We start from the raw sequence: 26,221 nt of genomic DNA, 5'->3' as shown, positions 1-26,221 counted from the left end.
CGACCGGGGAGCGATGGATGGAACGCAACAGTTACAGGATCATTGCCCGGCTGAAACGCGAGGGTTTCGAGATCGTGTCGATCAAAGGCTCGCATCACAAACTCCGTAAGGGATCGCAGACGATTATCGTTCCGCATCCCAAGAAGGACTTGCCGACAGGCACCGCTCTGGCAATCGCAAAGCAAGCCGGATGGGTGTGAGGGAGAGATAGATGAAATACTTCATTGCGCTCGTGCACAAAGAACCGGACAGCGCCTTCGGTGTAAGCTTTCCCGATCTGCCTTCCGTGTTTTCCGCAGCAGATGTTGAGGATGATCTGACTGCGAACGCGATCGAGGCCCTGCGGCTGTGGGCGGAAGATGAGGCTTTACCAACACCATCGTCCTTCAACGAGATCAGCGCGCGTCCCGAGGTGCGGAGTGAGCTTGCATCAGGCGCCTTCCTGACGCGGATTCCGTTTATCGAGGATACGACACGGACCGTTCGCGCCAATGTCACCTTCGACAAAGGCATGCTCGACGCGATCGACGCGGCAGCCAAGGAGCGTGGCCTTACACGTTCGGCCTTCCTTGCGAGCGCCGCCCGCAAGGAAATAGAAGCGGCCTGAGCCGCTTATTTCTTCGCCCACAAGACCTTGAAGCGGGCGTTGCGGCAGGTTTCGCCGCTTTCGCGGAAGCTCGCCGCCAGTACCGGCTCGTAGGGCAGGCCGCGGTTGGCGACCAGAAGCAGGCGGCCGCCGGAGCGGAGCGCGGATGCCGCGGTCTTGATCATCGCCTGGCCGAGCGCCGGCTCAGCGGCGTGGCTCTCGTGGAAGGGCGGGTTCATGATGACGAGGTCGTACTTGTCCTTGACCGGCTCGCCCGCCAGATCGTGCCAGAAGAAGCGCGCCGGCACATTCGGGCAGTTCTCCTCGATGTTGGCCTTGGCGGCCTCCAGCGCGGCGTAATTCGCCTCGTAGAGGTCGAGGCGGCTGACACCTGGGGAGCGTTCCGCCATCTCGACGGAGAGATAGCCCCAGCCGGCGCCGAAATCGGCGACGTCGCCGGTGAAATCGGTGGGCAAGCGCGAGGCGAGCAGTTCCGAGCCGTCGTCGATGCGGTCGTGCGAGAACATGCCGGCGGCGGCCTCGAAGCGGCCGTCGACGCGCACAGCGGGCTTGGCGAACTTGGCGATGATTTCGGACGGATCTGCGGGCGCGCCGAACCAGAAGGCGACGCCGTGGTATTTCGGCATGTGCTCAAGCGACAGGCCGAAGGCTTCCATGCGCTTGCGCAGCGGCTGGATGCCGTCTTCCTTGCCGCCGGCGATGACGACGAGACCGCCCATCTTCACGCGCGTCAATGCTTCGGCGATATTCGCCTCGTTCTCGCCCTTGTGCTTGTTGCATAGAACCAGAACGGCATCATAGTCCTCGCCTTCGACCTCAGGCGTGGTTTCGATGCGCTGGGCGAGCAGCTGCCGATACAGCGGACGGAAGCCCTGTACGGCGCTCAGCGCGGCGGCAAAGCCCTGCGGCAGGGCGAAGCCTGCCTCGGCGCCGAGGAAGAGCACGCGCTCGCCCTCGCCGGGCGCCTCGACGGTGCCGCTTACAAAGGGGTGAAACAGTGTCTTCAGCGTCTCGCTGCTCATCGTTTTATCTCGATCCTGAATAGAAAAAGGGCGCGAGAAGATTCCCGCGCCCATGAAGTCATCGGAAGGCGCAGCTTACTCGGCTGCTTCTTCCTTCTTCTTGTCGGCAGGGATTTCCTGGCCGGTTGCCTGGTCGACAACCTTCATCGACAGGCGGACCTTGCCGCGCTCGTCGAAGCCGAGGAGCTTGACCCAAACCTTCTGGCCTTCCTTGACGACGTCCTGGGTCTTGGCAACACGCTCGGAAGCGAGCTGCGAGATGTGGACGAGGCCGTCGCGGGCGCCGAAGAAGTTGACGAAGGCGCCGAAGTCGGCGGTCTTCACGACCGTGCCTTCGTAGATCACGCCGATTTCAGGCTCGGCAACGATCGAGTGGATCCACTTGCGGGCCGCTTCGATTTCCTTGCCCGAGGAAGATGCGATCTTCACGGTGCCGTCGTCTTCGATGTTGATCTTCGCGCCGGTCTTTTCGACGATTTCGCGGATGACCTTGCCGCCGGAGCCGATGACTTCACGGATCTTGTCGACCGGGATGTTCATGACTTCGATGCGCGGAGCGAATTCGCCGAGCTGCGAACGGCCTTCGGAGATCGCCTTCGACATTTCGCCGAGGATGTGCGTGCGACCGCCCTGTGCCTGGCCGAGAGCGACTTTCATGATCTCTTCGGTGATACCGGCGATCTTGATGTCCATCTGCAGCGAGGTGATGCCGTCGGCAGTACCTGCAACCTTGAAGTCCATGTCGCCGAGGTGGTCTTCGTCGCCGAGGATGTCGGAGAGAACCGCGAAGCGGTCACCTTCGAGGATGAGGCCCATGGCGATACCGGCAACCGGCTTAGCCAAAGGAACACCAGCGTCCATCAGAGCGAGCGAGGTGCCGCAGACGGTTGCCATCGAGGACGAGCCGTTGGACTCGGTGATCTCAGAGACGACGCGCAGCGTGTAGGGGAACTGCTCAGCCGAGGGAAGCATCGGGCGGATAGCGCGCCATGCGAGCTTGCCGTGACCGATTTCGCGACGGCCCGGAGAGCCCATGCGGCCGGTTTCGCCAACGGAGTAGGGAGGGAAGTTGTAATGGAGCAGGAAGCGCTCCTTGTACATGCCCGTCAGGCTGTCGACGTACTGTTCGTCTTCGCCGGTGCCGAGCGTGGCAACGACGATCGCCTGCGTTTCACCGCGGGTGAAGAGAGCAGAACCGTGGGTGCGCGGCAGGAGGCCGACTTCCGATACGATCGGGCGAACGGTCTCGAGGTCGCGGCCGTCGATGCGGCTCTTGGTGTCGAGGATGTTCCAACGAACGATCTTGGCCTGCAGGTGCTTGAAGATCGCGCCGATGACTTCGGCGGTGTACTTCGGCTCTTCGCCCTCAGGGAAGAAGTGGGCCTTGACCTTTGCCTTGACGGCGTCGACGGCAGCGTAGCGTTCAGCCTTCTGCGTGTTCTTGTAGGCGGTGCGCAGCTCGGCTTCGAAGTGCTTCAGCATTTCGGCTTCGAGTTCGGAGAAGTCTTCCGGCTGGAAGTCGCGCGGCTCCTTGGCAGCCACTTCGGCGAGCTTGATGATCGCGTCGAGAACCGGCTGGAAACCCTTATGGCCGAACATGACGGCGCCGAGCATGACTTCTTCGTTCAGTTCCTTGGCTTCGGATTCAACCATCAGAACGGCGTCGTGCGTACCGGCGACAACGAGGTCGAGGATCGACTCGTCCATCTCGTCGAGATGCGGGTTCAGGACGTATTCGCCGTTGATGTAGCCGACGCGCGCGCCGCCGACCGGGCCCATGAAGGGAACGCCAGAGAGCGTCAGGGCAGCCGAAGCGGCAACCATCGACAGAACGTCCGGGTTGTTTTCCAGATCGTGCTGGACGACCGTGACGACGACCTGCGTGTCGTTCTTGTAGCCTTCAGGGAAGAGCGGGCGGATCGGGCGGTCGATCAGGCGCGAAACCAGCGTTTCGTTTTCCGACGGACGGCCTTCGCGCTTGAAGTAGCCACCGGGGATCTTGCCGGCTGCGTAGGTCTTTTCCTGGTAGTTGACGGTCAGCGGAAAGAAGTCCTGGCCAGGCTTCGGCGCCTTGGCGGAAACGACGGTGGCGAGAACCACGGTTTCGCCGTAGGTCGCGAGAACGGCGCCGTCAGCCTGACGGGCGATCTTGCCGGTTTCGAGCTTCAGCGGGCGGCCTGCCCACTCGATTTCCACGGAATGAGTGTCGAACATATGTCTTGTCCTTCAATGCGGAGGCGCGCCATTGGCCCTGAGGCACGGCGCAGACGACCGCAATTGTTGATGACGCATCATGGGCAAGACAACGGGAGGCTTTGCGGTCTCGATTTCCTCATCGAGAAAATCGGGCCAAGGTGTGCGCCTTGGCCGAAAGCATCCGGCAATCCTGCCCCATGACAGGTCAACGGTTGGTTTTGCGGATCCGGCCCATCCGGGTCCGCGGGCAGTCCCGCAAACGCCTGCGGCGTCCTGCGGTGTCGGAGAAACGTTCCCCGGAAACAAATGCGGCGGGCGTCCATAAGGAGCGCCCGCCGAAAAGCCTTAGCGGCGGATACCCAGGCTGGTGATCAGCTTGGTGTAACGGCCTTCGTTCTTCTTCTTGAGGTAGTCAAGAAGCGAGCGGCGGCTGGAAACCATCGTCAGCAGGCCACGGCGGGAATGGTTATCCTTCTTGTGGCCCTTGAAGTGTTCCGTGAGGTTGTTGATGCGCTCGGTGAGGATCGCAACCTGAACTTCCGGCGAACCGGTGTCGCCTTCGAACGTTGCGTATTCCTTGATAAGTGCCGTCTTGCGCTCAGCAGTAATCGACATCGGATGTTCCTTTCGATGAGAGGAGATAAGGTCGCCAAAAGCCGGGATGTCGTCCAGCTTTGGCCGCGAATGCATTCAAGCAATGCCTGATGCTGGCGCTGCCTATAAACCATTCAGGCAGCAAAGGGAAGAGGCGTGCCCGGCGCGTCGGCGCCGGGTTAAAAACATCAGCCGAAGACGCGCTTGGGGCGGAATTCGCCCTGGCCGATTTCGCCGATGGCGATCAGCTTGCCGCGGGCCGTGGCATAAGCTTCGCTTTCTTCCACCGGCGCATCGCGGCCGCGCACCAGGATGGGGTTGCCCATCTTCAGGCGGTGGGCCTGATCGTCGTTGACGATCAGATGCGGCAGCGAGGACAGCGCCTCGCTGGTGTCGATCAGAAGCGCGTCGAGCGCCGCCAGCCGTTCTTCGTCATCCTGAATTTCTTCCAGCGCAACGAGTTCGGCGAGCGGGATCATGGTCTCCTCGGCAAACGGTGCGACGAAGCTGCGGCGCAGGCCGGAGATGTGGCCGAAGCAGCCGAGATCGCGGCCGAAATCGCGGGCGAGCGCGCGGACATAGGTGCCCTTGCCGCACTCGACCTCGAAATGCGCGGTGTTCTCGTTCTCGCATTCGAGCAGCGTCAGGCGATAGATCTCGACCTCACGCGACGGGATTTCGACCGTCTCACCCTCGCGGGCGAGATCATAGGCGCGCTCGCCGGCGATCTTGATCGCGGAGAACTGCGGCGGGACCTGATTGATGACGCCGGTATAGTTCGGGAGCAGCGCCAGGATTTCGTCTTCGGTCGGACGCTTGTCGGAGCTCTCGATAACCTCGCCCTCGAGATCGTCAGTCGAGCGCTGCTCGCCCCAGGTCACGGTGAATTCGTAGATCTTGCGACCGTCCATGACGTAGGGAACGGTCTTGGTCGCATCGCCAAGCGCGATCGGCAGCATGCCCGAAGCCAGCGGATCGAGCGTACCGGCGTGGCCGCATTTCTGCGCCTTGAACAGCCACTTGATCTTGGAGACGGCTTCGGTCGAGCCGAAGTCGACGGGCTTGTCAAGGATAAGCCAGCCCGAGATCGGGCGGCCTTTGGGCTTGCGTGGTTTGGACATAAGGCTCTTCTGTTACTTTTCGTCGGTATCGCCGTCTTCAAGGTCGCGCATGACCTCGGGCGAGCGCAGCAGCTCGTCGATCTTCTTGTAATTGTCGAAGCTCGTATCGTCGCGGAAGCGGATCTCGGGCATGAATTTCATCTGCCGGAGATGCGGGCCGAGACGGCCGCGGATGAATTTGGCGTGGCGGTTGAGCGCCGTGATGACCGTCTCGTGATCCGATACGCCCAGCGGCGTGATGAAGGCGGTCGCGACCTTCAGGTCGGTCGACATGCGCACTTCGGACACGGAGATGACGGTCTTTTCCAGGAGGTCGTCGCGCACTTCGCCGCGCTGCAGGACCTGGGTGATCGCGGCGCGTACCTGCTCGCCGACGCGCAGCATGCGCTGCGACTGTGCTGTCGAGGTTTTTGTTGCCATTGTTATTGCCTCAAAAGTCTGGGGCCTCAAAAGGTTCGGGCGCCGGCCTCATATGATCCGGCGCCCGTCCACAACTCTAGTCTCGCACGATCAGAGCGTACGGGTGATATGCTCGACGCGGAAGCATTCGATGACATCGCCCGCGCGGATGTCTTCGTAGTTCTCGAAGGCCATACCGCATTCCTGACCGACCGGAACTTCCGATACTTCGTCCTTGAAGCGCTTGAGCGTCTTGAGCTTGCCTTCGTGGATGACAACGTTGTCGCGGATGAGGCGGACGCCCGCACCACGTTCGACCTTGCCTTCGGTGACGCGGCAACCCGCGACCTTGCCGGTCTTGGTGATGTTGAACACCTCGAGGATCTCGGCATTGCCGAGGAAGGTTTCGCGGCGCTCCGGCGTGAGCAGACCCGACATCGCTGCCTTAACGTCATCCACCAGATCGTAGATGATGTTGTAGTAGCGGATCTCGATGCCTGCGCGTTCGGCGGCGACACGTGCCTGTGCGTTGGCACGGACGTTGAAGCCGATGATCGCGGCGTCGGAGGATTCGGCAAGCGCCAGATCCGATTCCGTGATGGCACCGGCGCCCGAATGGACGATACGGGCCCGCACTTCGTCGGTGCCGAGCTTGTCGAGAGCACCGATGATCGCTTCGATGGAACCCTGCACGTCGCCCTTGATGAGCAGCGGGAATTCCTTGAAGCCGGTGTTCTGCAGCTTGCTCATCATCTGTTCGAGCGAACCGCGCTGACCGGTCTGGCGGGCAACGGCCTTGTCGCGGGCCAGACGCTGGCGATATTCGGAAATCTCGCGCGCACGGCTCTCGTTTTCGACGACGGCGAACTTGTCACCGGCAGCTGGCGTGCCGGACAGGCCGAGCACTTCGACCGGCATGGCCGGACCCGCTTCCTTGACATGGTCGCCCTTGTCGGTGACGAGCGCGCGAACGCGGCCCCACTGATCGCCGGCAACGATGATCTGGCCGGGCTTCAGCGTGCCCTTCTGGACGAGTACGGTCGCAACCGCGCCACGACCACGGTCGAGCTGGGCTTCGATGACGATACCTTCGGCAGTACGCGTCGGGTCGGCCTTGAGGTCGAGGATTTCGGCCTGCAGCAGGACGGCTTCGAGCAGCTTGTCGAGGTTGGTCTTGTTCTTCGCCGACACTTCGACGTCGAGCACTTCACCGCCGAGCGATTCAACGAAGACTTCGTGCTGCAGAAGCTGCTGACGGACCTTGTCCGGATTGGCTTCGTGCTTGTCGATCTTGTTGATCGCCACGATGATCGGAACACCGGCCGCCTTGGCGTGGCTGATGGATTCGATCGTCTGCGGCATGACGCTGTCGTCGGCCGCGACCACGAGGATCGCGATATCGGTTGCCTGCGCACCACGGGCACGCATGGCCGTGAAGGCGGCGTGGCCGGGGGTGTCGATGAAGGTGATCTTCTGGCCGTTCTGTTCGACCTGATAGGCACCGATGTGCTGGGTGATGCCACCGGCTTCGCCCGACACGACGTTTGCCTGACGGATGGCGTCGAGCAGCGAGGTCTTGCCGTGGTCGACGTGACCCATGATGGTGACGACTGGCGGACGCGAAACCATTTCGCCGGCATCGTCGGCCCGGTCGAAGATACCTTCTTCGACGTCGGATTCCGAAACGCGCTTGACGGTGTGGCCGAATTCGCCGGCAATGAGTTCAGCGAGGTCGGCGTCGATGACGTCGCCCGGCTTCATCATCTGGCCTTCCTTCATCAGGTACTTGATGACGTCGACGGCGCGTTCAGACATACGCTGCGACAGTTCCTGAATGGTGATGGTCTCAGGCAGGATGACTTCGCGAACAACCTTTTCGCGGGTTTCCTGGATCTGGCTGCGGCGGAACTTCTCCTGGCGACGGCGCATGGCGGCCATCGAACGGCCACGGTTGTTGCCGTCGTCATCCGTGCTTGCAGCCGTGATCGTCAGCTTGCCCTGGCGGCGACCATCGTCACCCTTCGGACGCGCGGTAACCGGCTTTGCCGGTTCCGGACGCACGACGCGGCCACGCGCCGGAGCGCCACCGCGCGGTGCACCACCGCGATCATCTTCATCATTTTCACGGCGACGGACGCCGGGGGCAGCCGGAGCGCCACCGGGAGCCGGACGGGCGGAAGACGGCGCATCGGTGCGGCGAACGGCGGGAGCCGCAGCCTGCGTGCGCGGTGCTTCCGCGGCCGGAGCGGGAGCGGCTGGTGCCGGCGGAGCGGCAGCGGCCGCAGCGGCGCGTTCTGCTTCTTCGGCGGCAAGGCGCTTGGCTTCTTCAGCGGCAGCGGCCTGGCGGACGATTTCTTCGGCGGCGCGGCGCTTTTCTTCCTCGGCGCGGCGAACCGCATCCTCGGCGTCACGAACCTGGGCCATGGCGAGCGCACGGCGGCGCGCGTCCATCTCTTCCGGCGACAGATGGTTCAGAACCACCGGGCGCGGACGATCCTGCTGGCGCGAAGGCTGCTGGGATTGCGGACGGTTATACTGCTGGCCGCTCGGCTGATTGTAGCGCTGCGGCTGCTGGGGCTGCGGCGGGCGGGCCTGCTGAACAGGCGCCGGAGCCGGAGCTGCCGCTGCCGGTGCTGCGGGCGCAGGAGCGGGCTCGGCGGCGCGTACGGGCGCTGCCGGTGCTGCCACCGGGGTGATCGGGCGCTGTTCGTCTTCCGGGCGCATCGGGCGCCGCTTGCGGGTCTCGACAACGACCGCCTTGGTGCGACCGCGGCCCATATCCTGGCGCACGGTGCCCTGGCTTACGCCCGACGGTTTCAGGGTCAGAGTCTTCTTGCCCGGGCCGTTCAGTGTCTTGTCGTCATTGCTATCGGTCATTCGTTCCCGTTCCTTCGGACAGGGAGCGATGACGTCATCAGTCCCTGTCAATCAAAATGTCGATCAATGACATCGGGCCGGACAAGTCCGGTGACCGTATCATTGTTTTTGCCGGCCAGCGCCGCCCGCTGCCCGGGACTGACCGCCATTGCGGTACTGTTCGAGCATCTTTGCGCGCTTCACTACACCCTCACCCGCCTGCCCTGCAAGCACTGCAGCATGGATAAAAGCGTTCTGACCCATCAGGCCTTCCATTTCGCTCTCCGAGAAGAGTTTGTAGGAAGGTATTTCCTCCTCGGTCTCCATTCCGAGGTGCCAGGCCTTGCGGGCCTGGTCGATCTTTCTCACGCCGTCGGCCGCCGCGTCCGTTGCATGGAACACGGCAAGTGCCGCGCCACTGCGGATCGCGGCATCCACCTTCGAGGCGCCGGTGATGAACTGTCCGGCCTTACGGGCCATGTTCATCATCTGCATCAGTTGCTGCATCAGCAGCTTGTCGACGGTCTCGCCGAGATCGGCGGCCGCCTTCACATCCATTTTCAGGGCGCGGGCGAAGGATTTCTTCGCCACCGCCTTGTCGACCAGAGCGCGGTCGATCTTCACCCAGCAGCCGCGACCCGGAAGCTGACGCTTCAGGTCGGCCACCACCGTCCCATCGGGAGCGGCGACGAAGCGGATCAGCTCATCCGGCGATCCGCTTTCGCGCGTCACGATGCACATGCGACCATTCACGTCATAACCTGCAAGATCGTCGTCCTCAGGAGAAACGGTAGGCTCACGCGCAGACATTAAACTTCCTGCTCGGCCTCGGGAGCTTCTTCAGCTTCCGCTTCCTTCGCAAGGTCCTCTTCGGTGATCCAGCCAGCCGCGAGGCGGGCCTGAACGACCATCTGCTCAGCTTCGACGCGCGAAACGTCGAACTTCGAGAACAGGCCCTCGAACTTCTTGGTCTCGCCGTTCTTGCGCTCGCTCCAGCCGACGAGATCGTCGGCGGCGCAGCCGGCGAAGTCTTCCATCGTCTTGATGCCGTCCTCACCGAGGGCGACCATCATCTGGGCGGTCATGCCGTCGATGCCACGCAGTTCGTCGGAAACGCCGAGCGCCTTGCGCTTCTCGTCCATCTCGGCTTCGAGCTTTTCGAGATATTCGCGGGCGCGGGTCTGGATTTCCTGCGCGGTGTCTTCGTCGAAACCATCGATCGAGGCGATTTCGTCGAGTTCGACGTAAGCGAGTTCCTCAACGGCCGCGAAGCCTTCGGAGGCCAGAACCTGGCCGACCATTTCGTCGACGTCGAGCGAATCCATGAACAGGTTGGTGCGCTCGTTGAATTCCTTCTGACGGCGTTCCGATTCTTCGGCTTCCGTCATGATGTCGATATCCCAGCCGGTCAGCTGCGATGCGAGGCGAACGTTCTGGCCGCGGCGGCCGATGGCCAGCGACAGCTGCTCGTCCGGAACCACGACTTCGATGCGCTCGGCATCTTCATCGAGAACGACCTTGGCGACTTCAGCCGGCTGTAGGGCGTTGACGACGAAGGTCGCCGGATCCTGCGACCATGGAATGATGTCGATCTTTTCGCCCTGAAGCTCGCCGACAACGGCCTGAACGCGCGAACCACGCATACCGACGCAGGCACCAACCGGATCGATCGAGCTGTCGTTCGAGATCACGGCGATCTTGGCGCGCGAACCCGGATCGCGGGCAACCGACTTCACCTGGATGATGCCGTCGTAGATTTCAGGCACTTCCATGGTGAAGAGCTTGACCATGAACTGCGGATGCGTGCGCGACAGGAAGATCTGCGGGCCGCGCTGTTCGCGACGTACGTCATATACGTATGCGCGGACGCGATCGCCATAGCGGACGTTTTCGCGCGGGATCATTTCGTCGCGACGGATGATGCCTTCGCCACGGCCGAGGTCGACGATGACGTTGCCGTATTCGACGCGCTTGACGGTGCCGTTGACGATTTCGCCGACGCGATCCTTGAATTCGTCGAACTGGCGATCACGCTCGGCTTCGCGAACCTTCTGCACGATGACCTGCTTGGCGGACTGAGCGGCGATACGGCCGAAATCCATCGGCGGCAGCGGATCGGCGATGAAATCGCCAAGGGCTGCGTCCGGGTTGCGGTCGCGGGCCAGCTCGAGCGGGATCTGCGTCGAGTAGTCCTCGGCAGCCTCGACAACCTCGAGAAGACGCTGCAGGCGGATTTCGCCGGTCTTCGGGTTGATGTCGGCGCGGATGTTGGATTCAGTGCCGTAGCGCGAGCGCGCCGCCTTCTGGATCGCGTCCGCCATCGCGGCGAGCACGATCTCGCGGTCGATGACCTTTTCGCGGGCGACTGCATCTGCGATCTGCAGAAGTTCGAGCCGGTTCGCACTGACTGCCATGTGTTTTGTCTCCGTCTAGGCGCTGAGGCTTCCCTTGCCCGGCGCCACAAGTTGATCGGTTTATTCTTCGTCTTCCGCTTCGTTCTGGTTCGCGGCCTCTGCCTTCGCCAGCTTGTCGGCGCGCAGGGCATCACGGATCAGATCGTCGGTCAGAATGAGTTTCGCATCGGCAAGCGCCGTGAACGGAATGACGATCGCCTTTTCCTCGCCAGCCGGAGCCTCGTCACGCTCGAGCGTGAAGCCATCGACGTCGCTGGAAACGATCTTGCCGCGGAAGCGCTTGCGACCACCGACGATTATCGAGGTCTCGCACTTCAGGAGATGGCCCTGCCAACGCGCGAAATCGGACTTGCGCACCATCGGGCGATCGATGCCGGGCGACGACACTTCCAGATGATACTCTTTATCGATCGGATCTTCCACATCGAGTACCGGAGAAACGGCCACCGAGACCTCCTCGCAGCCTTCGACGTCCATGGTTCCGTCGTTGCGCTCGGCCATGATCTGCATGGTGGCGCCGTTCTGGTTGAGCATGCGCACGCGGATCAGGCGGTAGCCGAGGTCGATGAGGACGGGCTCGATGATGGCGGCGAGGCGCTGGTCGAGGCCAGTCTCGGTGATCAGCCGCGGCTCAAGTTCATTGTCTGCGTTCGTCGAATCCGACAAGCGATGCGCTCCTAAGCGATATTTTCGGGCGATCGCGGTAATAAAAAAGAGCGGGTCCTTGCGGCCCACTCCTCATCAATGCGATCAAGATTTGAGAGCCATATAGGCCCGTTTCCGCGAAATTGCAAGCTCCATCGGCGGTGCGGCGCGGTTGCGGCAGGCGGTCGGTGGCCTTGCTCGCCGTTTCGCTTATATAGCTTGGCGCAGCGCATGGCATTCGACGGGAGGAATCGTGGCCTATACTTCATCGACACTGGCACCACTCAGGCACGAGACCTACCGCACCATCTGGTTCGCCAGCATCGCTTCCAATTTCGGCGGCCTCATCCAAGCGGTCGGCGCCGCGTGGATGATGACCATGATCACCGCGTCGGGCGACATGGTGGCGCTGGTGCAGACCTCCACCGCGCTGCCGATCATGCTCTTCTCGCTGGTTTCGGGCGCGCTGGCCGACAGCTTCGACCGGCGGCGGGTGATGCTGACGGCGCAGTGTTTCATGCTGGCGGTCTCGGCGCTGCTCAGCATCTTCGCCTTCTTCGGCATTCTCTCTCCCTGGCTGCTGCTTTTCTTCACCTTCCTGCTCGGCTGCGGCACGGCGCTCAACAATCCCTCCTGGCAGGCCTCGGTGGGCGACATGGTGCCGCGCGCCGATCTGCCCGGCGCCGTCACGCTGAACAGCGTCGGCTTCAACATCACCCGCAGCGTCGGGCCGGCGATCGGCGGCATCATCGTGGCGGCCGCCGGTGCGGCAGCCGCCTTTGCCGTCAATACGATGAGCTATTTCGCGCTGATCTATGCGCTGATGCGCTGGAAGCCGACCTACCCCGCGACGACGCTGCCGCGCGAGGCGCTCGGTAGCGCCATCTTCGCCGGGCTGCGCTACATCTCCATGTCGCCCAACCTGCAGAAAGTGATGCTGCGTGGCCTGATCTTCGGCATCAGCGCCAGCTCGATCCTGGCACTCCTGCCGATCGTGGCGCTGGAGCTGGTGGTCGGCGGACCCCTTACCTACGGCCTGATGCTCGGCTCCTTCGGCATCGGCGCCATCGGCGGCGCGGTGCTGAACGCAAGGCTGCGCGAGCGCTTCTCCAGCGAGACGATCGTGCGGCTGTCGTTTGCCGGCTTCGCGCTCAGCGCCGCGATTGCCGCCTTCAGCCCGATTTCGGCGATCACCTGCTTGGGATTGGTGATCTCGGGCGCCTGCTGGGTTCTGGCGCTGTCGCTGTTCAACACCATCGTGCAGCTCTCGACGCCGCGCTGGGTGGTCGGCCGGGCGCTGTCGCTCTACCAGACCGTGACCTTCGGCGGGATTGCCGGGGGCAGCTGGATCTGGGGTATCGCCGCCGACAACTACGGCGTCGCCAATGCGCTGCTGATGTCGGCCGTGGTCATGCTGTTCGGCATCGTCATCGGCCTGAAATTCGCCATGCCGGCCTTCGAGACGCTCAACCTCGATCCGCTCAACCGCTTCACCGAGCCGGCGCTCGGCCTCGATATCACGCCGCGCAGCGGGCCTGTCGTCATCCAGGTCGACTACGAGATCGACGACCTCGACGTGCCGGAGTTCCTGAAGCTGATGGGCGAGCGGCGGCGTATCCGCATCCGCGATGGGGCGCGCAACTGGGCGCTGATGCGCGATCTGGAAAAGCCGGGCTCGTGGACCGAGACCTACCACACGCCGACCTGGGTCGAGTATATCCGCCACAACCAGCGGCGAACCCAGGTGGACGGCGAAAACACCGACCGGCTAAGGGCGCTGCATCGCGGCGAAGCGGGGCCGCATGTGCACCGGATGATCGAGCGCCAGGCCATTCCGCCCAGCGACGACCTGTTTTTCAAGGCGCATATCGACCTGCACCACTAGAGCTCGCTTGAGCCTACTTCAGCTTGCCGATCATGTGGGCCTCGGGATAGCAGGTCGGCTTCATGCCGTTCTTTTCCTGCCACTGGCCGATGGAGCGGCGCGTCTTGTAGCCGGGCAGACCATCGGAACCGCCGACGTCGTAGCCCTTCTTCTCCAGCGCCTTCTGCATGGTGGCGACATCCGAGCGCAGCATCTTGCCGACATCGCCCCAGGCGCCTTCGAACGCGCCGGAGCCATAGGCGATGCGATCGGCGAGGTTGCCGATATAGAGCGCGTAGAGATCTGAATTGTTGTATTCCTTGATGACGTAGAAATTCGGCGTCACCAGAAATTCCGGGCCATCGCGGCCGGCCGGCACCATCATCATGCCCGTGGCGTTCTTCTCGCCCGAGGGGAAGGCCTTGCCGGAGATACGGTCGATGCCGAGCGAATTCCAATGGGCAATCGGCTTGCCGAGATCGGGGCCTTCCTGCGCGCAGGAGACGTTTTCGGGGATCGTCACCTCGTAGCCCCAGCTGCGGTTTGCCTGCCAGCCTTTCTTGACCAGGAAGTTGGCGATCGAGGCCAGCGTATCGGGAACCGAGGTCCAGATGTTGCGATGTCCGTCGCCATCAAAATCGACGGCATATTTCAGATAGCTCGTCGGCATGAACTGCGGCTGGCCGAGCGCGCCCGCCGACGATCCCTTGAAATCGGCCGCCGTGACATCGCCGCCGTCGATGATATGCAGGCCGGCGATCAGCTCGGTGCGGAACATCTCCTTGCGGGTGGACATGAAGGCCTTGGTGGCCAGCACCTCGATGCCGGAATTCGGGATCTTGGCGGCGCCGAAGCCGGTCTCGCGGCCCCAGATGGCGAGCACGATCGAGCCGGGCACGCCGTAGGTCTTCTCGATCTTCTTCAGCGTCGAGGCATATTGCGTCTGGAAGCTTCGCCCGGTGACGGCCAGGCGCTTCAGCCGGTCATCATTGAAGTAGGGCGCCGGCGAGGAGAACTCGGCCTGCGTCTGCTTCACCTCCTTCGGCGGCGGGAAGCCGGGAGGGGCGAGATCGTTCAGCGACCAATCGAGCGTGACGCCTGCGAATGCGGCCTTGAAGGTCTTTTCCGATATGCCGCTCTTTTGCGCTTCCGGCCAGAGGTCGGCTTGCACCCAGCGCTCGAATTGGGATTCCACCTCGGCTTTCGAGGGGGCGGCGTGGGCTGCATGCGAGGTTGCGAGGAGGGTGATAAGGAGCGAAAGCGCGGCACGGGCATGCCGTGTGATACCCCCCTCTGTCCTGCCGGACATCTCCCCCACATGGGGGGAGATTGGCTGGAAGCGACCGCTCGCTCCACTCTCATTGTTTGACTGGAAGCCCGCCACGAGTCGATCTCCCCCCTTGTGGGGGAGATGCCCGGCAGGGCAGAGGGGGGTATGGCGGATCTCGAACGGCATCACATCTCCCCTCATATCGACGTCCGCGCCCGAAGCGCCGCCGTCAGCGTACCCTCGTCGAGATAATCGAGCTCGCCGCCAACCGGCACGCCATGCGCCAATCGCGTGATCTTCACATCGAGCCCGGCCAGCTGATCGGTTATATAGTGTGCTGTGGTTTGCCCCTCGACGGTGGCGTTGACGGCGATGATCAGTTCCTTGATGCCGCCGGCCGTGACGCGTTCGATCAGGCCCTTGATGTTGAGATCGTCAGGCCCGACGCCATCGAGCGGCGAGAGCGTGCCGCCGAGCACGTGATAGGCGGCGTTCAAGGCGGCGGCGCGCTCCAGCGCCCAGAGATCGGAGACATCCTCGACGACGATGATGACGGACTGGTCGCGGCGGTCGTCGGTGCAGACGGTGCAGGGATCGGAGGTATCGACATTGCCGCAGCGCGAGCAGATCTTGACCTTGTCATAGGCCTCGCCCATGGCGCTGCCGAGGGGCCCGAGCAGCTGATCCTTCTTCTTGATCAGATGCAGCGCGGCGCGGCGCGCGGAGCGTGGGCCGAGGCCCGGCACTTTCGCCAGCAGCTGGATGAGTTTTTCGATTTCGGGGCCGGTGACTCGCTTTGCCATATCGGGTTCTTAGCCCATATGTTTGAAAAACGGAAACGGACAGAAAAGCGGGCCTTATGAAAATCCTCGCCGTCTGCATCGGCAACGCAGAGAAGCTCCCTGGCAAGAGCTACAAGACCGGCATCAACAAGCACGCGATCACCGGCGGCGTACTCGTCGATGCCGAAGGGCTGCTTGGCGACGCGATCTGCAACCGCAAGCACCATGGCGGTGTCGACCAGGCCGTCTATGTCGAGGGATCGCTGACGCTCGACTGGTGGTCGGCGGAACTCGGGCAGACGATCGCCCCCGGCACCTTCGGCGAAAACCTCGTCATCGAAGGGCTCGACAATACGATGGTCGTGGTCGGCGATCGGTTCATAGCCGGCGATCTTGTTCTCGAGGTCACCTCCGCGCGTATCCCCTGCGCCACCTTCGCGGCGCGCATGGGCGATCCGTTGTTCGTCAAGCGCTACACCCGCGCCGGCCGGCCGGGCATCTATTGCCGGGTGATCGAACCGGGGACGGTTGCAGCCGGCGAAAGCGTGGAATGGCAGCGGTTCGAGGGAGCGCGGGTCACGATGCCGGAGATGATCGCGACGTTCGGCAGGCGTCTTTCTACAGAAGACCGCGCCCGCTATTTGGCGGCGCCGATCCACTACAAGCTGCGCGACAGCCTTCTCGCGGAGAAGTAAGCCCGCGCGGGTCGCGGCACCGAGATTCCGCCTTTATGATCACTTGCTGATATCAGGACGTCTCCTAATTTCCTTCTGACGGTGTGCCAATCCAAGGAGGCCTGCATGTCCGTCTTCAAATCTACCTCGATCGCCCTTGCCGTTGCCGCCGCGACGGCCCTTTCCGCTCCGCAGCCGGCGGCGGCGGCCAATGTGCATGCGGGGTCTCTGACCTGCGATATCTCGGCGGGAATCGGCATGATCATCGGCTCGAAACGGGAGGTGGACTGCATGTTCACGCCCTCGCAGCCCGGGCATGTGGAGCATTACCGCGGCGCGATCACCAAAATCGGCGTCGATATCGGCATGCTGAAAGGCGGAACGCTGATCTGGTACGTCTATGCGCCGGCGAACCATCCGGAGGGCGCGCTGCAGGGCAGCTATTCCGGCGTGGCGGCCAATGCGACCGTCGGCCTCGGTCTCGGGGCGAATGCGCTGGTGGGCGGCCTGGAGGGATCGGTGGCGCTGCAGCCGCTGTCGGTCGAGGGCACATCCGGGCTCAACGTCGCGGCCGGCATCGCCAACATGAAGCTGACCTTCGTTCCGCCGAAAATGGCAAAGCCCGCCAAGCACCACACACAGAAGCACACGAAATAAGCATTCTCAAACGACAAGCGCCGGCCACCCGATGGGCGCCGGCGCTTGCAAAATCCAAATTGGATCGAATGATCAGAACGGCATCTTGAAGCCGGGAGGGATCGGCAAGCCTGCCGTCAGCGCCTTGGTCTTTTCGGCGGCGACCGCGTCGGCCTTTTCCTTGGCATCCTTGTGCGCGGCGACGATCAGGTCCTCGAGAATCTCGACGTCATCTTCCTTGAAGAGCGACGGATCGATCTTCAGGCTCTGCATTTCGCCCTTGCCCGTGATGACGACGGTCACGAGACCGCCGCCGGACTTACCTTCGGCCGTGAGCGTGGCGATTTCCGCCTGCATCTGCTCCATCTTGGCCTGCATTTCCTTGACTTTGCCCATCATGCCCATGATGTCGCGCATCGTCTTCTCCCTTCTTGGTGTCTCAGAATTCTATGTCGTCGCCGGGCAGGATATCGCCCTCTTCGGATTCGGCGGTCGCCGGCGCCTGCACGGGACCTTCCTCTTCTTCCGGTTCCGGCGCGCGGACGCGAACGTCGATGATCTTGGCGCCCGGAAACTGCGAGAGGATGGCCGCCACATCAGGATCCTGCCGGGCGTCGCTCACCTGCTGCGCCTTGGCGTTGGCCTCGGCTTCCACCATGGTCGGCTGGCCGGCCTCGCGGCTGAGGCTGACGATCCAGTGGATGCCGGTCCATTCCTTGAGCTTCAGCGCAAGCTCGTTGAGCAGCGTTCCCGGCGCGCCTTCCGTCAGGTTGACATCCAGGATGCCGGGCTGAACGCGAACCGGGCGCACGAAATTGCGCACCAGCGCCTTGATCTTCACATCGCGCTTTTCGCCGGCGAGGTTGGCAATATCGCTGACCGAATTGACCCGCACCAGCGGCTGCGGCGCATCGGCGGCCTTCGCCTCGGTGCGTCCGACGGCCAGGTTCTGAGGATCAGAGTTCTGGACGACGCGCAGCATGGCGGTCGGGCCTGCGGGCTGCGGGCGCGGTGACGTAGCTTCCGCGGCGCGGGCCATGACATTGCCCTGATAGCTGACGGTCGCGCCGCCATTTCCACCGCCGTTACCCGACGATGAGGACGAACGCGCGCCGCCATTGTTTTCAGAGAATTCCGCAAGCCTACGGGCTGCGTCCTCGGGGGCCGGGAGGTGGGCGGCATGCGCGAGGCGGATCAGCACCATTTCGGCGGCACCCGACGGGCGCGAGGATGCTTCCACCTCGGGAATGCCCTTCAAGAGCATCTGCCAGATGCGCGACAGCGCCGTGACGGCGACGCCTTGCGAGAATTCCGCGCCCTTGGTGCGCTCGATTTCGCTGAGCGAGGGATCGTTTGCGGCATCCGGCACGTATTTCAGGCGCGTCACCAGATGGGTGAAATCGGCAAGATCGGTGAGCACCGCCACCGGATTGGCGCCGGCCTCGTACTGGCTTTCGAATTCGCCAAGCGCTGCGGCCACGTCACCCTTGATGACGTGCTGGAAGAGATCGACGATACGGGCGCGGTCGGCGAGACCGAGCATCCCACGTACCGATTCGGCCAGCACCGCGCCGCCGCCATGGGCGATCGCCTGGTCGAGCAGCGACAGGCCGTCGCGCGCCGAGCCTTCGGCGGCACGGGCGATCATCGCCAGCGCATCGGGCTCGGCCTCGATGCCTTCCTTCGATGCGATCGTCGTGAACAGGCCGACGAGATCGGACGCGCTGATGCGGCGTAGATCGAAGCGCTGGCAGCGCGACAGCACCGTGATCGGCACCTTGCGGATTTCAGTCGTGGCGAAGATGAACTTCACATGCTCCGGCGGCTCTTCGAGCGTCTTCAACAGGCCGTTGAAGGCCTGCGTCGAGAGCATGTGCACTTCGTCGATGATGTAGACCTTGTAGCGCGCAGACACCGGGCGATAGCGCACCTGCTCGATAATCTCGCGGATATCGTCGATACCCGTATGCGAGGCGGCGTCCATCTCGATGACATCGACATGGCGGCCTTCCATGATCGCCTGGCAGTGGTCGCCGGGGATGCGCAGATCGATCGTCGGCTTGTCGATCTCGGCTGTCTTGTAATTCAGCGCGCGCGCCAGGATGCGGGCGGTGGTCGTCTTGCCGACCCCGCGAACGCCGGTCAGCATGTAGGCTTGCGCGATACGGCCGGTCTCGAAGGCGTTGGTCAGGGTCTGGACCATCGGCTCCTGGCCGACCATCAGATCCGTGAAATCCTTGGGGCGGTATTTGCGTGCCAGCACCCGGTATCCGGTGCCCGTCGAGGCGGCATCTTGTGATTGTCGCTCGGTGTCGCTCATCGCCCTGCTTAACGCCCGAACTCTACGGGCAAAGGATGGAGAGAAGGGTGGGAGGCTGGCACGATGACCCGTGCCTGGCTCGTTAGGGCTGCTTCCTTCCGGACCTGACCCGGTTGGCGAGTGGCTCGTCCACCACCAACCTCCCGAAGGCACATATCGGCAATATCGCGATCAAAAGCAAGCCAAGCTCCGAAAAAACTGCTAGCCTATGGAAAACTCTGGAGGAATACCCGTTGGACGCTTTCAAACTCGACCACCGGCTGGCCAATGACAGCATCAGTATCCTGAAAACGGGCCTCTGCGACTTCCGGCTGGCCAGGGACTGTCGCTGGCCATGGCTGATCCTCGTGCCGCAGCGCGCCGATATCACCGAGATTTTCGAGCTGACGCCGCTCGACCAGGTGATGCTGACCTTCGAGACGGAACTGGCATCGACGGCCTTGAAGAAGGTGACCGGGGCGACAAAAATCAATGTCGCGGCTATTGGCAATATCGTCCGCCAGCTTCATGTTCATGTCGTCGCGCGCTTCGAAGGTGATCCGAACTGGCCCGGCCCGATCTGGGGCTACGGCAAGGCGGAGGCCTATGAGGACGCGAAACGAGACCAATTCATAGAGACGATGCGGGAAGCCCTTTCATCATGAGCCGTTCGCTTTTCGAGACGGATGTACCCCATCCCGAGCCCAGCAATCTGACGGCATTCGCCGCCAACGACCTGATCCGCGATTCCGAGCATCGCAACGAAAACTCGGTGGACGAGGCGCTCGCCAAGGATGGAACCCATATCTTCGCCTTCACCGGCGACAAGCTGGTATTGAAGCATGACGGCCAGGTGCTCGACCCGCTGTTTGCGCGCTACGAGCTGACCGATCTCAAGCCCAATTGGGACGAGACGATCCTGCTCGGCTACCGCAAGAGCGGCGAGCCGAGATTGGCGGTGCCGGTCGCCGTGCCGGAAGAAGAGTTGTCCAGCCAATACAAGCCCGCCGATGGCCGCTCGCTCTATCGCGACATGCTGCTCGATGACGTGCTGCTCGGCGAATTCGCGCAGGGCGCCAGCCTGATCCGCTGGAACAGCGACAACAGGTTCTGCGGCCGCTGCGGCTCCGGCATGGAGATGCATATCGGCGGCTACAAGCGCGTCTGCTCCGCCTGCCAGCACACGATCTTCCCGCGCACCGACCCTGTCGTCATCATGCTCACCATCGACGAGGAGCGTGATCTCTGCCTGCTCGGGCGCGGCCCGCATTTCGCGCCGGGCATGTATTCCTGTCTCGCCGGCTTCGTGGAGCCCGGCGAAACCATCGAGAACGCCGTGCGCCGCGAGACGCTGGAAGAATCCGGCATCCGCACCGGGCGCATCCGCTATCACGCCTCGCAGCCTTGGCCGATGCCGCACACGCTGATGATCGGCTGCTACGCCGAGGCCAAGTCACGCGACATCACCCGCGACGAGCAGGAGCTCGAGGACTGCCGCTGGTTTACCCGCGAGGAGACGATCGAGATGCTCGAGCGTCCCGGCACGACCGGCAAGGCGCCGCCGCCGAAGGGCGCCATCGCCCACCGCCTGATGCGCGACTGGGTGGAGTGGAAGAAGTAGGCCACGAGAGCCTTTCCTGGTTAGCTTGAAGCATTCTGCCGGAGCAGGTTTTCGTCAGGGCAAAGGCGATTGGCGAAGGGCATACCCCAGGTACGGTCGAGCCGATCGCCTTTGATCCTGGCGGAAAGATGCCCGGCCCTAGCTGGTTTGCGAAGCAAACCACCGAGGTTGGCTGAAACGGGCCGCCTGATCGTCTGGCCGGCTCCGTTTGAGCCAACAGAATGCTTCAATCTAACCAGGAAAGGCTCTTGCATGGCACGCTCCGAGAGGCTGCTGACACTGCTGCAGACGCTGCGCCGTTACCGGCGGCCGGTGAGCGGCGCGGTGCTGGCGGAGGAGACCGGCGTCAGCATCCGCACGCTCTACCGCGACATCGCCAGCCTGCAGGCGCAGGGGGCGCTGATCGAGGGCGAGCCGGGGCTTGGCTATATCCTGAGGCCTGGCTTCATGCTGCCGCCGATGATGTTTTCGCAAGACGAGATCGAGGCGCTGGTGCTGGGATCGCGCTGGGTGGCGCGGGCGGCCGATCCGAGGCTGGCGGCAGCGGGCGCCGATGCACTCGCCAAGATCGCCGACGTGCTGCCGCGCGAGATCCGCGACGAGATCGAGACCTCCCCTCTCCTCATCCACATGCGCCCGCCAATATCGAGCAAGGCCGACATGGGCGTGATCCGCAAGGCGATCCGCGGCGAGCGGGTGCTGAAGCTCACCTATACCGACGAGGGCGGCGCGGTCTCCATCCGCAACGTCTGGCCGTTTGCCATCAGCTATACCGAGCAGGTTCGGATGATCGTTGCCTGGTGCGAGCTCAGACAGGATTACCGGCATTTCCGCACCGATCGCATCGTGGAAATGATCCCGCAGGAGACACGCTATCCGCGCCGCCGCGCCGTGCTGCTGCAGGAGTGGAGCGACCGCGAAATCGCGCCGCGAGAACAGAAAACACTACTGCCATAAACTGACAGCATATGAGTCTAGTATGGGTCCTATCGAAACAGGAGGACCTGCCATGACGAGCCTGAACACGTCCCAGACCATGGGCCAGACCATGGGCCAGACGACGCGCGGCAACCACCGTTCCGACGAGGCCAGCTCCGACACCTGGTATCCGCAATCGCTGACGCTGAGGATGATGCAGAATGCATCGCGCAGCATGGCGCATAGCATGGGACGGACTGGCGCTCCGCGTCTTGATCCGCAATCCATGTCGGAAAATCTGAGGCGCGATATCGGCGTCATCGACTGGGGCAGCCGCGACCGCGAGCGGTAACCGACCACACTTTCACATTTCAATCACGCTTTTGACCGCTGCCGGGAAGCCCGGCGGCGTTCGCATCATCACGTCATTTTCACGCAGAGGGACAGCATCATGAACAGCCCCAATCTCATCATTCTCTATGTCCGCGATCCGGCCGAGAGCGCCAGCTTCTACAAGGCGCTCTTGAACCGCGAGCCGGTCGCCGACGCTCCCAATTTCGTGGCTTTCGCGCTCGATGGCGGCTTCACGCTAGGCTTGTGGCGGCTGAGCAGCGTCGTGCCGCAGCCATCGGCGATCGGCAGCCGCGCCGAGATCGCCTTCATGGTGCCGGGCGAAAACGGCGTCTCCAACCTCTACCGCGACTGGCGCGACCGCCACCTGCCGATCGCCCAGGACCTCACCGACCTCGACTTCGGTCCGACCTTCGTGGTGCTCGATCCGGATGGACATCGGCTGCGAGTTTGTGAGCCGGATAAGTAAGAATCGCTACAGAGCATTAAAAAGGGCGCCTCGGCGCCCTTTGTCGTTACTTCTGCAGCAGGCCCCGCATCGGGTGTCCCTTGTAGACGCCGAGGATGCGCACCTTCTCGGAGAAGAACTGCAGCTCTTCCAGCGCGCGGCGGACATTGGCGTCGCCGGGATGGCCTTCGATGTCGGCGTAGAACTGGGTGGCGACGAACTTGCCGCCGAGCTGGTAGCTTTCCAGCTTGGTCATGTTGATGCTGTTGGTGGCAAAGCCGCCGAGCGCCTTGTAGAGCGCGGCCGGAATATTGCGGACGTTGAAGACGAAGGTGGTGACCAGCTTCTCTTCGGCGGCACCACGTTCGGCCCACTTCTCGTCACGCGACAGGATGACGAAGCGGGTGACGTTGTCTTCGGTGTCCTCGACGTTTTCGGCGATGATATCAAGCTTGTAGAGGTCGGCTGCCAGACGCGGCGCAAGGGCTGCCATAGAGCGATCACCGGTTTCCTGCACCAGCTTGGCGGCGCCCGCCGTATCACCGGCAACCACGGCCTTCCAGCCATTGGCGCGTACGATCTTGCGGCACTGGCCGAGCGCGTGGATGTGGCTATGGACGGTGCGGACCTCGTCCTTGGTGACGCCGGGCAGCACCATGAGCTGGAAGCGGATCGGCATGAAATATTCGCCGATGATGTGCAGGCGCGATTCCGGCAGCAGGTGGTGAATGTCGGCGACGCGGCCGGCGATGGTGTTTTCGATCGGGATCATCGCCAGATCGGCATCGCCGCTTTCGAGCGCCACGAAGGCATCCTCGAAGGTCTGGCACGGCAGCGGCTCCATATCAGGAAACATGTCGCGGCAGGCCATGTCGGAATTGGCGCCGAAGTCGCCCTGGAAGGCGATTTTGTTGGTCTTGATGCTCATGGGAGATCCGTTACTTCACTTGTGCGGAAAGAATGCGCCGCGCCTTTTCAAGGTCGGCGGGAGTATCGACACCGAGCGGAACGGTGTCAACGATCTCGACATCGATGCGCATGCCCGCTTCCAGCGCCCGAAGCTGCTCCAGCGATTCGCGCTTTTCGAGTGTGGAGGGCCCGAGCGATACGAAGCGCTCCAGCGCGGCGCGGCGATAGGTGTAGAGGCCGATGTGATGATAGAGCGGGCCTTCGCCGTAAGGGGCCGTGGCCCGGGTGAAGTAGAGCGCCCGCATGCGGGTTTCCGATAGCGGCGAGCCGACCACCTTGACGATATGCGGCGCCGTCTTGTCTTCCTCGTTGTCGATGGCGATCGTCAGCGTGGCGATATCGACGGCGGCGTCTTCCAGCGGGCGCAGCGATGCGCGCACCGTTTCCGGCTCGATCGTCGGCAGGTCGCCCTGGACGTTGACGATATATTCGATGCGGCCTTCGGGATCGACCTTGGTCAGCGCTTCGTAAATCCGGTCGGAGCCGGACTGGTGCGCCTTGGCGGTCATGACGACCTCGAAACCGGCGGCGGCGACCACGTCGAACACTTCCTGCTCGTCAACGGCAACGACCACGCGGCCGATCGCGGCCTCCTTCGCCCTCAGAGCCACCTGGATGACCATTGGCTTGCCGCAGATGTCGGCGAGCGGCTTTCCGGGCAGTCGGGTGGATGCCATGCGGGCCGGAATGAGGACGAGTACGTTGTCTAAATTTGGACTTGCCATTGCTCAGGCCTTCATTTCCGGGCGGAAAGGTGTCAAAAAGTCTCATGCTGCCGAGGCGTTCGGCTGTTGCAAGAACTAGCCAAAAGACATAGGTTTCGCTCGATTTCAAGTGACAGACCGGTTTTATGTCTGCCGGCTGTGAGGGGGGAGCATCACAGATGAATTCTTACGTGAATACGGCGGTGGGAGCGCTACTTGGGACGGTTTTCGTCCTGATGTCCGTATCCATCGCTTCGGAAAGCCTGTTTCATTCGGAAAATCCGGAGAAAGAGGGCTTTACCATTGTAGCCGAGGAAGCTTCGGCCGCCGATGCCGGCGGTGCTGCTCCGGCTGCTGCCGTGCCGATCGCGCAGCTGCTTGCGAAAGCCGACGCGAAGGCCGGCGAAACGGTCTTCAAGAAGTGTCAGGCCTGTCATGACGGCACGAAAGGGGGACCGAACAAGGTCGGGCCGAACCTCTTTGGTGTCGTAGATCGTCCGATCGGCTCGCATGAAGGTTTCGCCTATTCCGCTGCCATGAAGGATTTTTCCAAGGGCGCCAGCGAGAAGTGGACCTTCGATCACCTGAACCACTTCCTGGCCGCGCCGAAGAAGTACATTGCCGGAACGGCGATGGGCTTTGCCGGCCTCCAGAAGGACACCGACCGCGCCAACGTGATCCTCTATCTGCACACGCTGGCCGATTCGCCGGTGCCGCTGCCGGATCCGAACGCGCCCGATTCGGCGACGCAGTGAGATCTTCCATTGCATGAAATGCGAAAGCCCGGCCGATGCGCCGGGCTTTTTCGTTTCGGGTATCTCGATTATCCGAGCAGGTAGGCCCAGAAGGACACGGTGATGGCGCCAAGCGCGGTCGTCAGCGTGATCGTCGAGGCGGCCAAGCTGTGGCCGACGCCGAAGCGGTTGGCGATCAGCCAGGCGTTGACGCCTGTGGGAACCGCCGAGATCAGGACGAGTGCGGCCGTCCAATCGCTTTCGAGGCCGAGCAGATGGCTGGTCGTCCAGACGCAGGCGGGCAGCAGCAGCAGCTTGAAGGCGGAGGTGACGCTGGCGATACCGACATTGCCCGAGGTGCCGTATTGCTGGAGCGCCATGCCGAGCGAGATGAGGGCGACGGGGCCGGATACGCCGGCGATCTGATCGACCACCAGTTCGACCGGCATCGGCATCGTCCAGCCGAGCAGATGCATGAGCGCGCCGCCGGCAAGCCCGATGACGAGCGGATTGCGCACAAGATTGCTGGCGATCTGGCGCAGCACCGCGACAATGCTGCGGCCGGGACCGCCGGCGATCTTGTGCTCGGCGCGCTCCATCAAAATGGTGCCGATAATCATCATAACCGGCAGGTGCACGGCGATCAGGATCGACAGCGGCACGAGGCCCTTGTCGCCGACAGTGCGCTGAACCAGCGGCAGGCCGATGAAGATGGTGTTGGCAAAGGCCGACGACACGCCGGCAAGCACGCCGATGCGGTCATCGCGACCGAAGAAACGCGTGGCGGCGAAGTGGGCGGCGGTCCAGGTGATGGCGACGCCGGAGAAATAGGCGATCCAGAGCCGGAAGGGCGAGGCGCCCTTGAAGTCCGCTTCGGCGATGGTGCGGAAGAGCAGCAACGGCACGGCGATCTTGAAGACGAAGTCGCTCAACGCATCGCCGACCTCGGCCTTCATCAATCCCACTTTGACGATCAGCCAGCCGATGAGGATCATCACGAAGATGGGAAGAACGTCGAGAAAGATGGCGGACATCGGGGACGGATTGCCTATTGCATGAAATATCAAAGGTCTAACAGCAAACCATTCGCGCTGACA

At 62.9% G+C, this 26,221-nt stretch carries 27 protein-coding genes and 1 other RNA gene; 11 read left to right on the top strand and 17 right to left on the bottom strand.

The window, feature by feature from the left end:
* The first annotated feature begins 17 nt into the window (after positions 1-17).
* Both ACVTFQ_RS18115 and ACVTFQ_RS18110 read left to right on the top strand, forming a co-directional pair.
* Positions 18-200, top strand: coding sequence for a type II toxin-antitoxin system HicA family toxin (locus ACVTFQ_RS18115; RefSeq protein WP_037186908.1), 183 nt, complete (start codon positions 18-20; stop codon positions 198-200).
* 11 nt (positions 201-211) lie between these two features.
* Positions 212-607 (top strand): type II toxin-antitoxin system HicB family antitoxin, encoded by a 396-nt coding sequence (locus ACVTFQ_RS18110; RefSeq protein ID WP_037186910.1) that lies wholly within the window; start codon positions 212-214, stop codon positions 605-607.
* Between the two features lie 5 nt (positions 608-612).
* Here the strand turns inward: ACVTFQ_RS18110 and ACVTFQ_RS18105 are convergent, their stop codons facing one another.
* From ACVTFQ_RS18105 to rimP, 9 genes are all read right to left on the bottom strand, one after another.
* On the bottom strand, positions 613-1,629 hold the full coding sequence (locus ACVTFQ_RS18105; RefSeq protein WP_111563051.1) for a class I SAM-dependent methyltransferase: 1,017 nt from the start codon (positions 1,627-1,629) through the stop codon (positions 613-615).
* Positions 1,630-1,704: 75 nt separating this feature from the next.
* Complete coding sequence (gene pnp / locus ACVTFQ_RS18100) at positions 1,705-3,843, bottom strand: polyribonucleotide nucleotidyltransferase (RefSeq protein ID WP_111563050.1); 2,139 nt, start codon at positions 3,841-3,843, stop codon at positions 1,705-1,707.
* Positions 3,844-4,170: 327 nt separating this feature from the next.
* The gene (rpsO, locus tag ACVTFQ_RS18095; RefSeq protein WP_026283114.1) at positions 4,171-4,440 is read right to left on the bottom strand and encodes a 30S ribosomal protein S15; all 270 of its coding nucleotides are present in this window, start codon (positions 4,438-4,440) and stop codon (positions 4,171-4,173) included.
* Positions 4,441-4,607: 167 nt separating this feature from the next.
* Positions 4,608-5,540, bottom strand: coding sequence for a tRNA pseudouridine(55) synthase TruB (gene truB, locus ACVTFQ_RS18090; RefSeq protein ID WP_111563049.1), 933 nt, complete (start codon positions 5,538-5,540; stop codon positions 4,608-4,610).
* A gap of 12 nt (positions 5,541-5,552) precedes the next feature.
* The gene (gene rbfA / locus ACVTFQ_RS18085; protein ID WP_018899114.1) at positions 5,553-5,960 is read right to left on the bottom strand and encodes a 30S ribosome-binding factor RbfA; all 408 of its coding nucleotides are present in this window, start codon (positions 5,958-5,960) and stop codon (positions 5,553-5,555) included.
* 90 nt (positions 5,961-6,050) lie between these two features.
* A complete protein-coding gene (infB, locus tag ACVTFQ_RS18080; protein WP_111563048.1) occupies positions 6,051-8,816 on the bottom strand; it encodes a translation initiation factor IF-2 in 2,766 nt (921 codons plus the stop codon).
* 99 nt (positions 8,817-8,915) lie between these two features.
* Positions 8,916-9,605, bottom strand: coding sequence for an RNA-binding protein (locus ACVTFQ_RS18075; protein ID WP_111563047.1), 690 nt, complete (start codon positions 9,603-9,605; stop codon positions 8,916-8,918).
* Positions 9,605-11,209: a transcription termination factor NusA gene (nusA, locus tag ACVTFQ_RS18070; protein ID WP_018899111.1), complete on the bottom strand. Its 1,605-nt coding sequence runs from the start codon at positions 11,207-11,209 to the stop codon at positions 9,605-9,607. The genes ACVTFQ_RS18075 and nusA overlap by 1 nt, the downstream gene beginning before the upstream one ends.
* A gap of 60 nt (positions 11,210-11,269) precedes the next feature.
* The gene (gene rimP, locus ACVTFQ_RS18065; RefSeq protein WP_111563046.1) at positions 11,270-11,875 is read right to left on the bottom strand and encodes a ribosome maturation factor RimP; all 606 of its coding nucleotides are present in this window, start codon (positions 11,873-11,875) and stop codon (positions 11,270-11,272) included.
* A 232-nt stretch (positions 11,876-12,107) separates the two neighbouring features.
* Here rimP and ACVTFQ_RS18060 point away from each other — a divergent pair, with 232 nt between their 5' ends.
* On the top strand, positions 12,108-13,739 hold the full coding sequence (locus tag ACVTFQ_RS18060) for an MFS transporter (RefSeq protein ID WP_111563045.1): 1,632 nt from the start codon (positions 12,108-12,110) through the stop codon (positions 13,737-13,739).
* A gap of 13 nt (positions 13,740-13,752) precedes the next feature.
* Here the strand turns inward: ACVTFQ_RS18060 and ACVTFQ_RS18055 are convergent, their stop codons facing one another.
* Together ACVTFQ_RS18055 and recR are read right to left on the bottom strand one after the other, a co-directional pair.
* Positions 13,753-15,027, bottom strand: coding sequence for a lytic murein transglycosylase (locus tag ACVTFQ_RS18055; protein WP_111563044.1), 1,275 nt, complete (start codon positions 15,025-15,027; stop codon positions 13,753-13,755).
* Positions 15,028-15,185: 158 nt separating this feature from the next.
* Positions 15,186-15,791, bottom strand: coding sequence for a recombination mediator RecR (gene recR / locus ACVTFQ_RS18050; protein WP_018899107.1), 606 nt, complete (start codon positions 15,789-15,791; stop codon positions 15,186-15,188).
* Positions 15,792-15,847: 56 nt separating this feature from the next.
* On the opposite strand from recR, the gene ACVTFQ_RS18045 reads away from it, so the two are divergent.
* Positions 15,848-16,465 (top strand): MOSC domain-containing protein, encoded by a 618-nt coding sequence (locus ACVTFQ_RS18045; RefSeq protein WP_111563043.1) that lies wholly within the window; start codon positions 15,848-15,850, stop codon positions 16,463-16,465.
* Between the two features lie 105 nt (positions 16,466-16,570).
* Positions 16,571-17,101 (top strand): DUF992 domain-containing protein, encoded by a 531-nt coding sequence (locus tag ACVTFQ_RS18040; protein ID WP_047506532.1) that lies wholly within the window; start codon positions 16,571-16,573, stop codon positions 17,099-17,101.
* Positions 17,102-17,173: 72 nt separating this feature from the next.
* On the opposite strand, the gene ACVTFQ_RS18035 is transcribed toward ACVTFQ_RS18040, so the two are convergent.
* From ACVTFQ_RS18035 to ffs, 3 genes are all read right to left on the bottom strand, one after another.
* Positions 17,174-17,497 carry a YbaB/EbfC family nucleoid-associated protein gene (locus ACVTFQ_RS18035; RefSeq protein ID WP_018899104.1) on the bottom strand — a complete coding sequence of 108 codons (324 nt, stop codon included), beginning with the start codon at positions 17,495-17,497 and terminating at the stop codon, positions 17,174-17,176.
* Positions 17,498-17,519: 22 nt separating this feature from the next.
* Positions 17,520-19,400 carry a DNA polymerase III subunit gamma/tau gene (locus ACVTFQ_RS18030; protein WP_111563041.1) on the bottom strand — a complete coding sequence of 627 codons (1,881 nt, stop codon included), beginning with the start codon at positions 19,398-19,400 and terminating at the stop codon, positions 17,520-17,522.
* Positions 19,401-19,447: 47 nt separating this feature from the next.
* Positions 19,448-19,544, bottom strand: an RNA gene (gene ffs / locus ACVTFQ_RS18025) — signal recognition particle sRNA small type.
* Between the two features lie 89 nt (positions 19,545-19,633).
* On the opposite strand from ffs, the gene ACVTFQ_RS18020 reads away from it, so the two are divergent.
* The 5 genes from ACVTFQ_RS18020 to ACVTFQ_RS18000 all read left to right on the top strand — a co-directional run bounded on the left by ACVTFQ_RS18020 (position 19,634) and on the right by ACVTFQ_RS18000 (position 22,738).
* The gene (locus ACVTFQ_RS18020; protein WP_111563253.1) at positions 19,634-20,044 is read left to right on the top strand and encodes an HIT family protein; all 411 of its coding nucleotides are present in this window, start codon (positions 19,634-19,636) and stop codon (positions 20,042-20,044) included.
* Positions 20,041-21,000 carry an NAD(+) diphosphatase gene (nudC, locus tag ACVTFQ_RS18015; RefSeq protein ID WP_111563040.1) on the top strand — a complete coding sequence of 320 codons (960 nt, stop codon included), beginning with the start codon at positions 20,041-20,043 and terminating at the stop codon, positions 20,998-21,000. The genes ACVTFQ_RS18020 and nudC overlap by 4 nt, the downstream gene beginning before the upstream one ends.
* 252 nt (positions 21,001-21,252) lie before the next feature.
* Complete coding sequence (locus ACVTFQ_RS18010) at positions 21,253-21,957, top strand: helix-turn-helix transcriptional regulator (RefSeq protein ID WP_047506525.1); 705 nt, start codon at positions 21,253-21,255, stop codon at positions 21,955-21,957.
* Positions 21,958-22,009: 52 nt separating this feature from the next.
* Positions 22,010-22,270, top strand: a complete 261-nt coding sequence (locus ACVTFQ_RS18005; RefSeq protein WP_313760858.1) for a hypothetical protein — start codon at positions 22,010-22,012, stop codon at positions 22,268-22,270.
* 99 nt (positions 22,271-22,369) lie between these two features.
* Positions 22,370-22,738: a VOC family protein gene (locus ACVTFQ_RS18000; RefSeq protein WP_111563039.1), complete on the top strand. Its 369-nt coding sequence runs from the start codon at positions 22,370-22,372 to the stop codon at positions 22,736-22,738.
* Between the two features lie 46 nt (positions 22,739-22,784).
* Here ACVTFQ_RS18000 and ACVTFQ_RS17995 read toward each other — a convergent pair whose 3' ends face one another.
* Both ACVTFQ_RS17995 and ACVTFQ_RS17990 read right to left on the bottom strand, forming a co-directional pair.
* Positions 22,785-23,645, bottom strand: a complete 861-nt coding sequence (locus ACVTFQ_RS17995) for a prephenate dehydratase (RefSeq protein ID WP_018899097.1) — start codon at positions 23,643-23,645, stop codon at positions 22,785-22,787.
* A 10-nt stretch (positions 23,646-23,655) separates the two neighbouring features.
* Entirely contained in the window at positions 23,656-24,411 is a 756-nt protein-coding gene (locus ACVTFQ_RS17990) for a 3-deoxy-manno-octulosonate cytidylyltransferase (RefSeq protein ID WP_111563038.1), read from the bottom strand.
* A gap of 158 nt (positions 24,412-24,569) precedes the next feature.
* Here ACVTFQ_RS17990 and ACVTFQ_RS17985 point away from each other — a divergent pair, with 158 nt between their 5' ends.
* Positions 24,570-25,145 (top strand): c-type cytochrome, encoded by a 576-nt coding sequence (locus tag ACVTFQ_RS17985; RefSeq protein ID WP_111563037.1) that lies wholly within the window; start codon positions 24,570-24,572, stop codon positions 25,143-25,145.
* Between the two features lie 68 nt (positions 25,146-25,213).
* Here the strand turns inward: ACVTFQ_RS17985 and ACVTFQ_RS17980 are convergent, their stop codons facing one another.
* Entirely contained in the window at positions 25,214-26,158 is a 945-nt protein-coding gene (locus ACVTFQ_RS17980) for an AEC family transporter (RefSeq protein WP_111563036.1), read from the bottom strand.
* Positions 26,159-26,221: the final 63 nt, after the last annotated feature.

Source organism: Rhizobium sp. O111, from assembly GCF_055616315.1.
The sequence above is the reverse complement of the archived record's forward strand: the minus strand, read 5'-3'. Positions and strand labels throughout refer to the sequence as shown.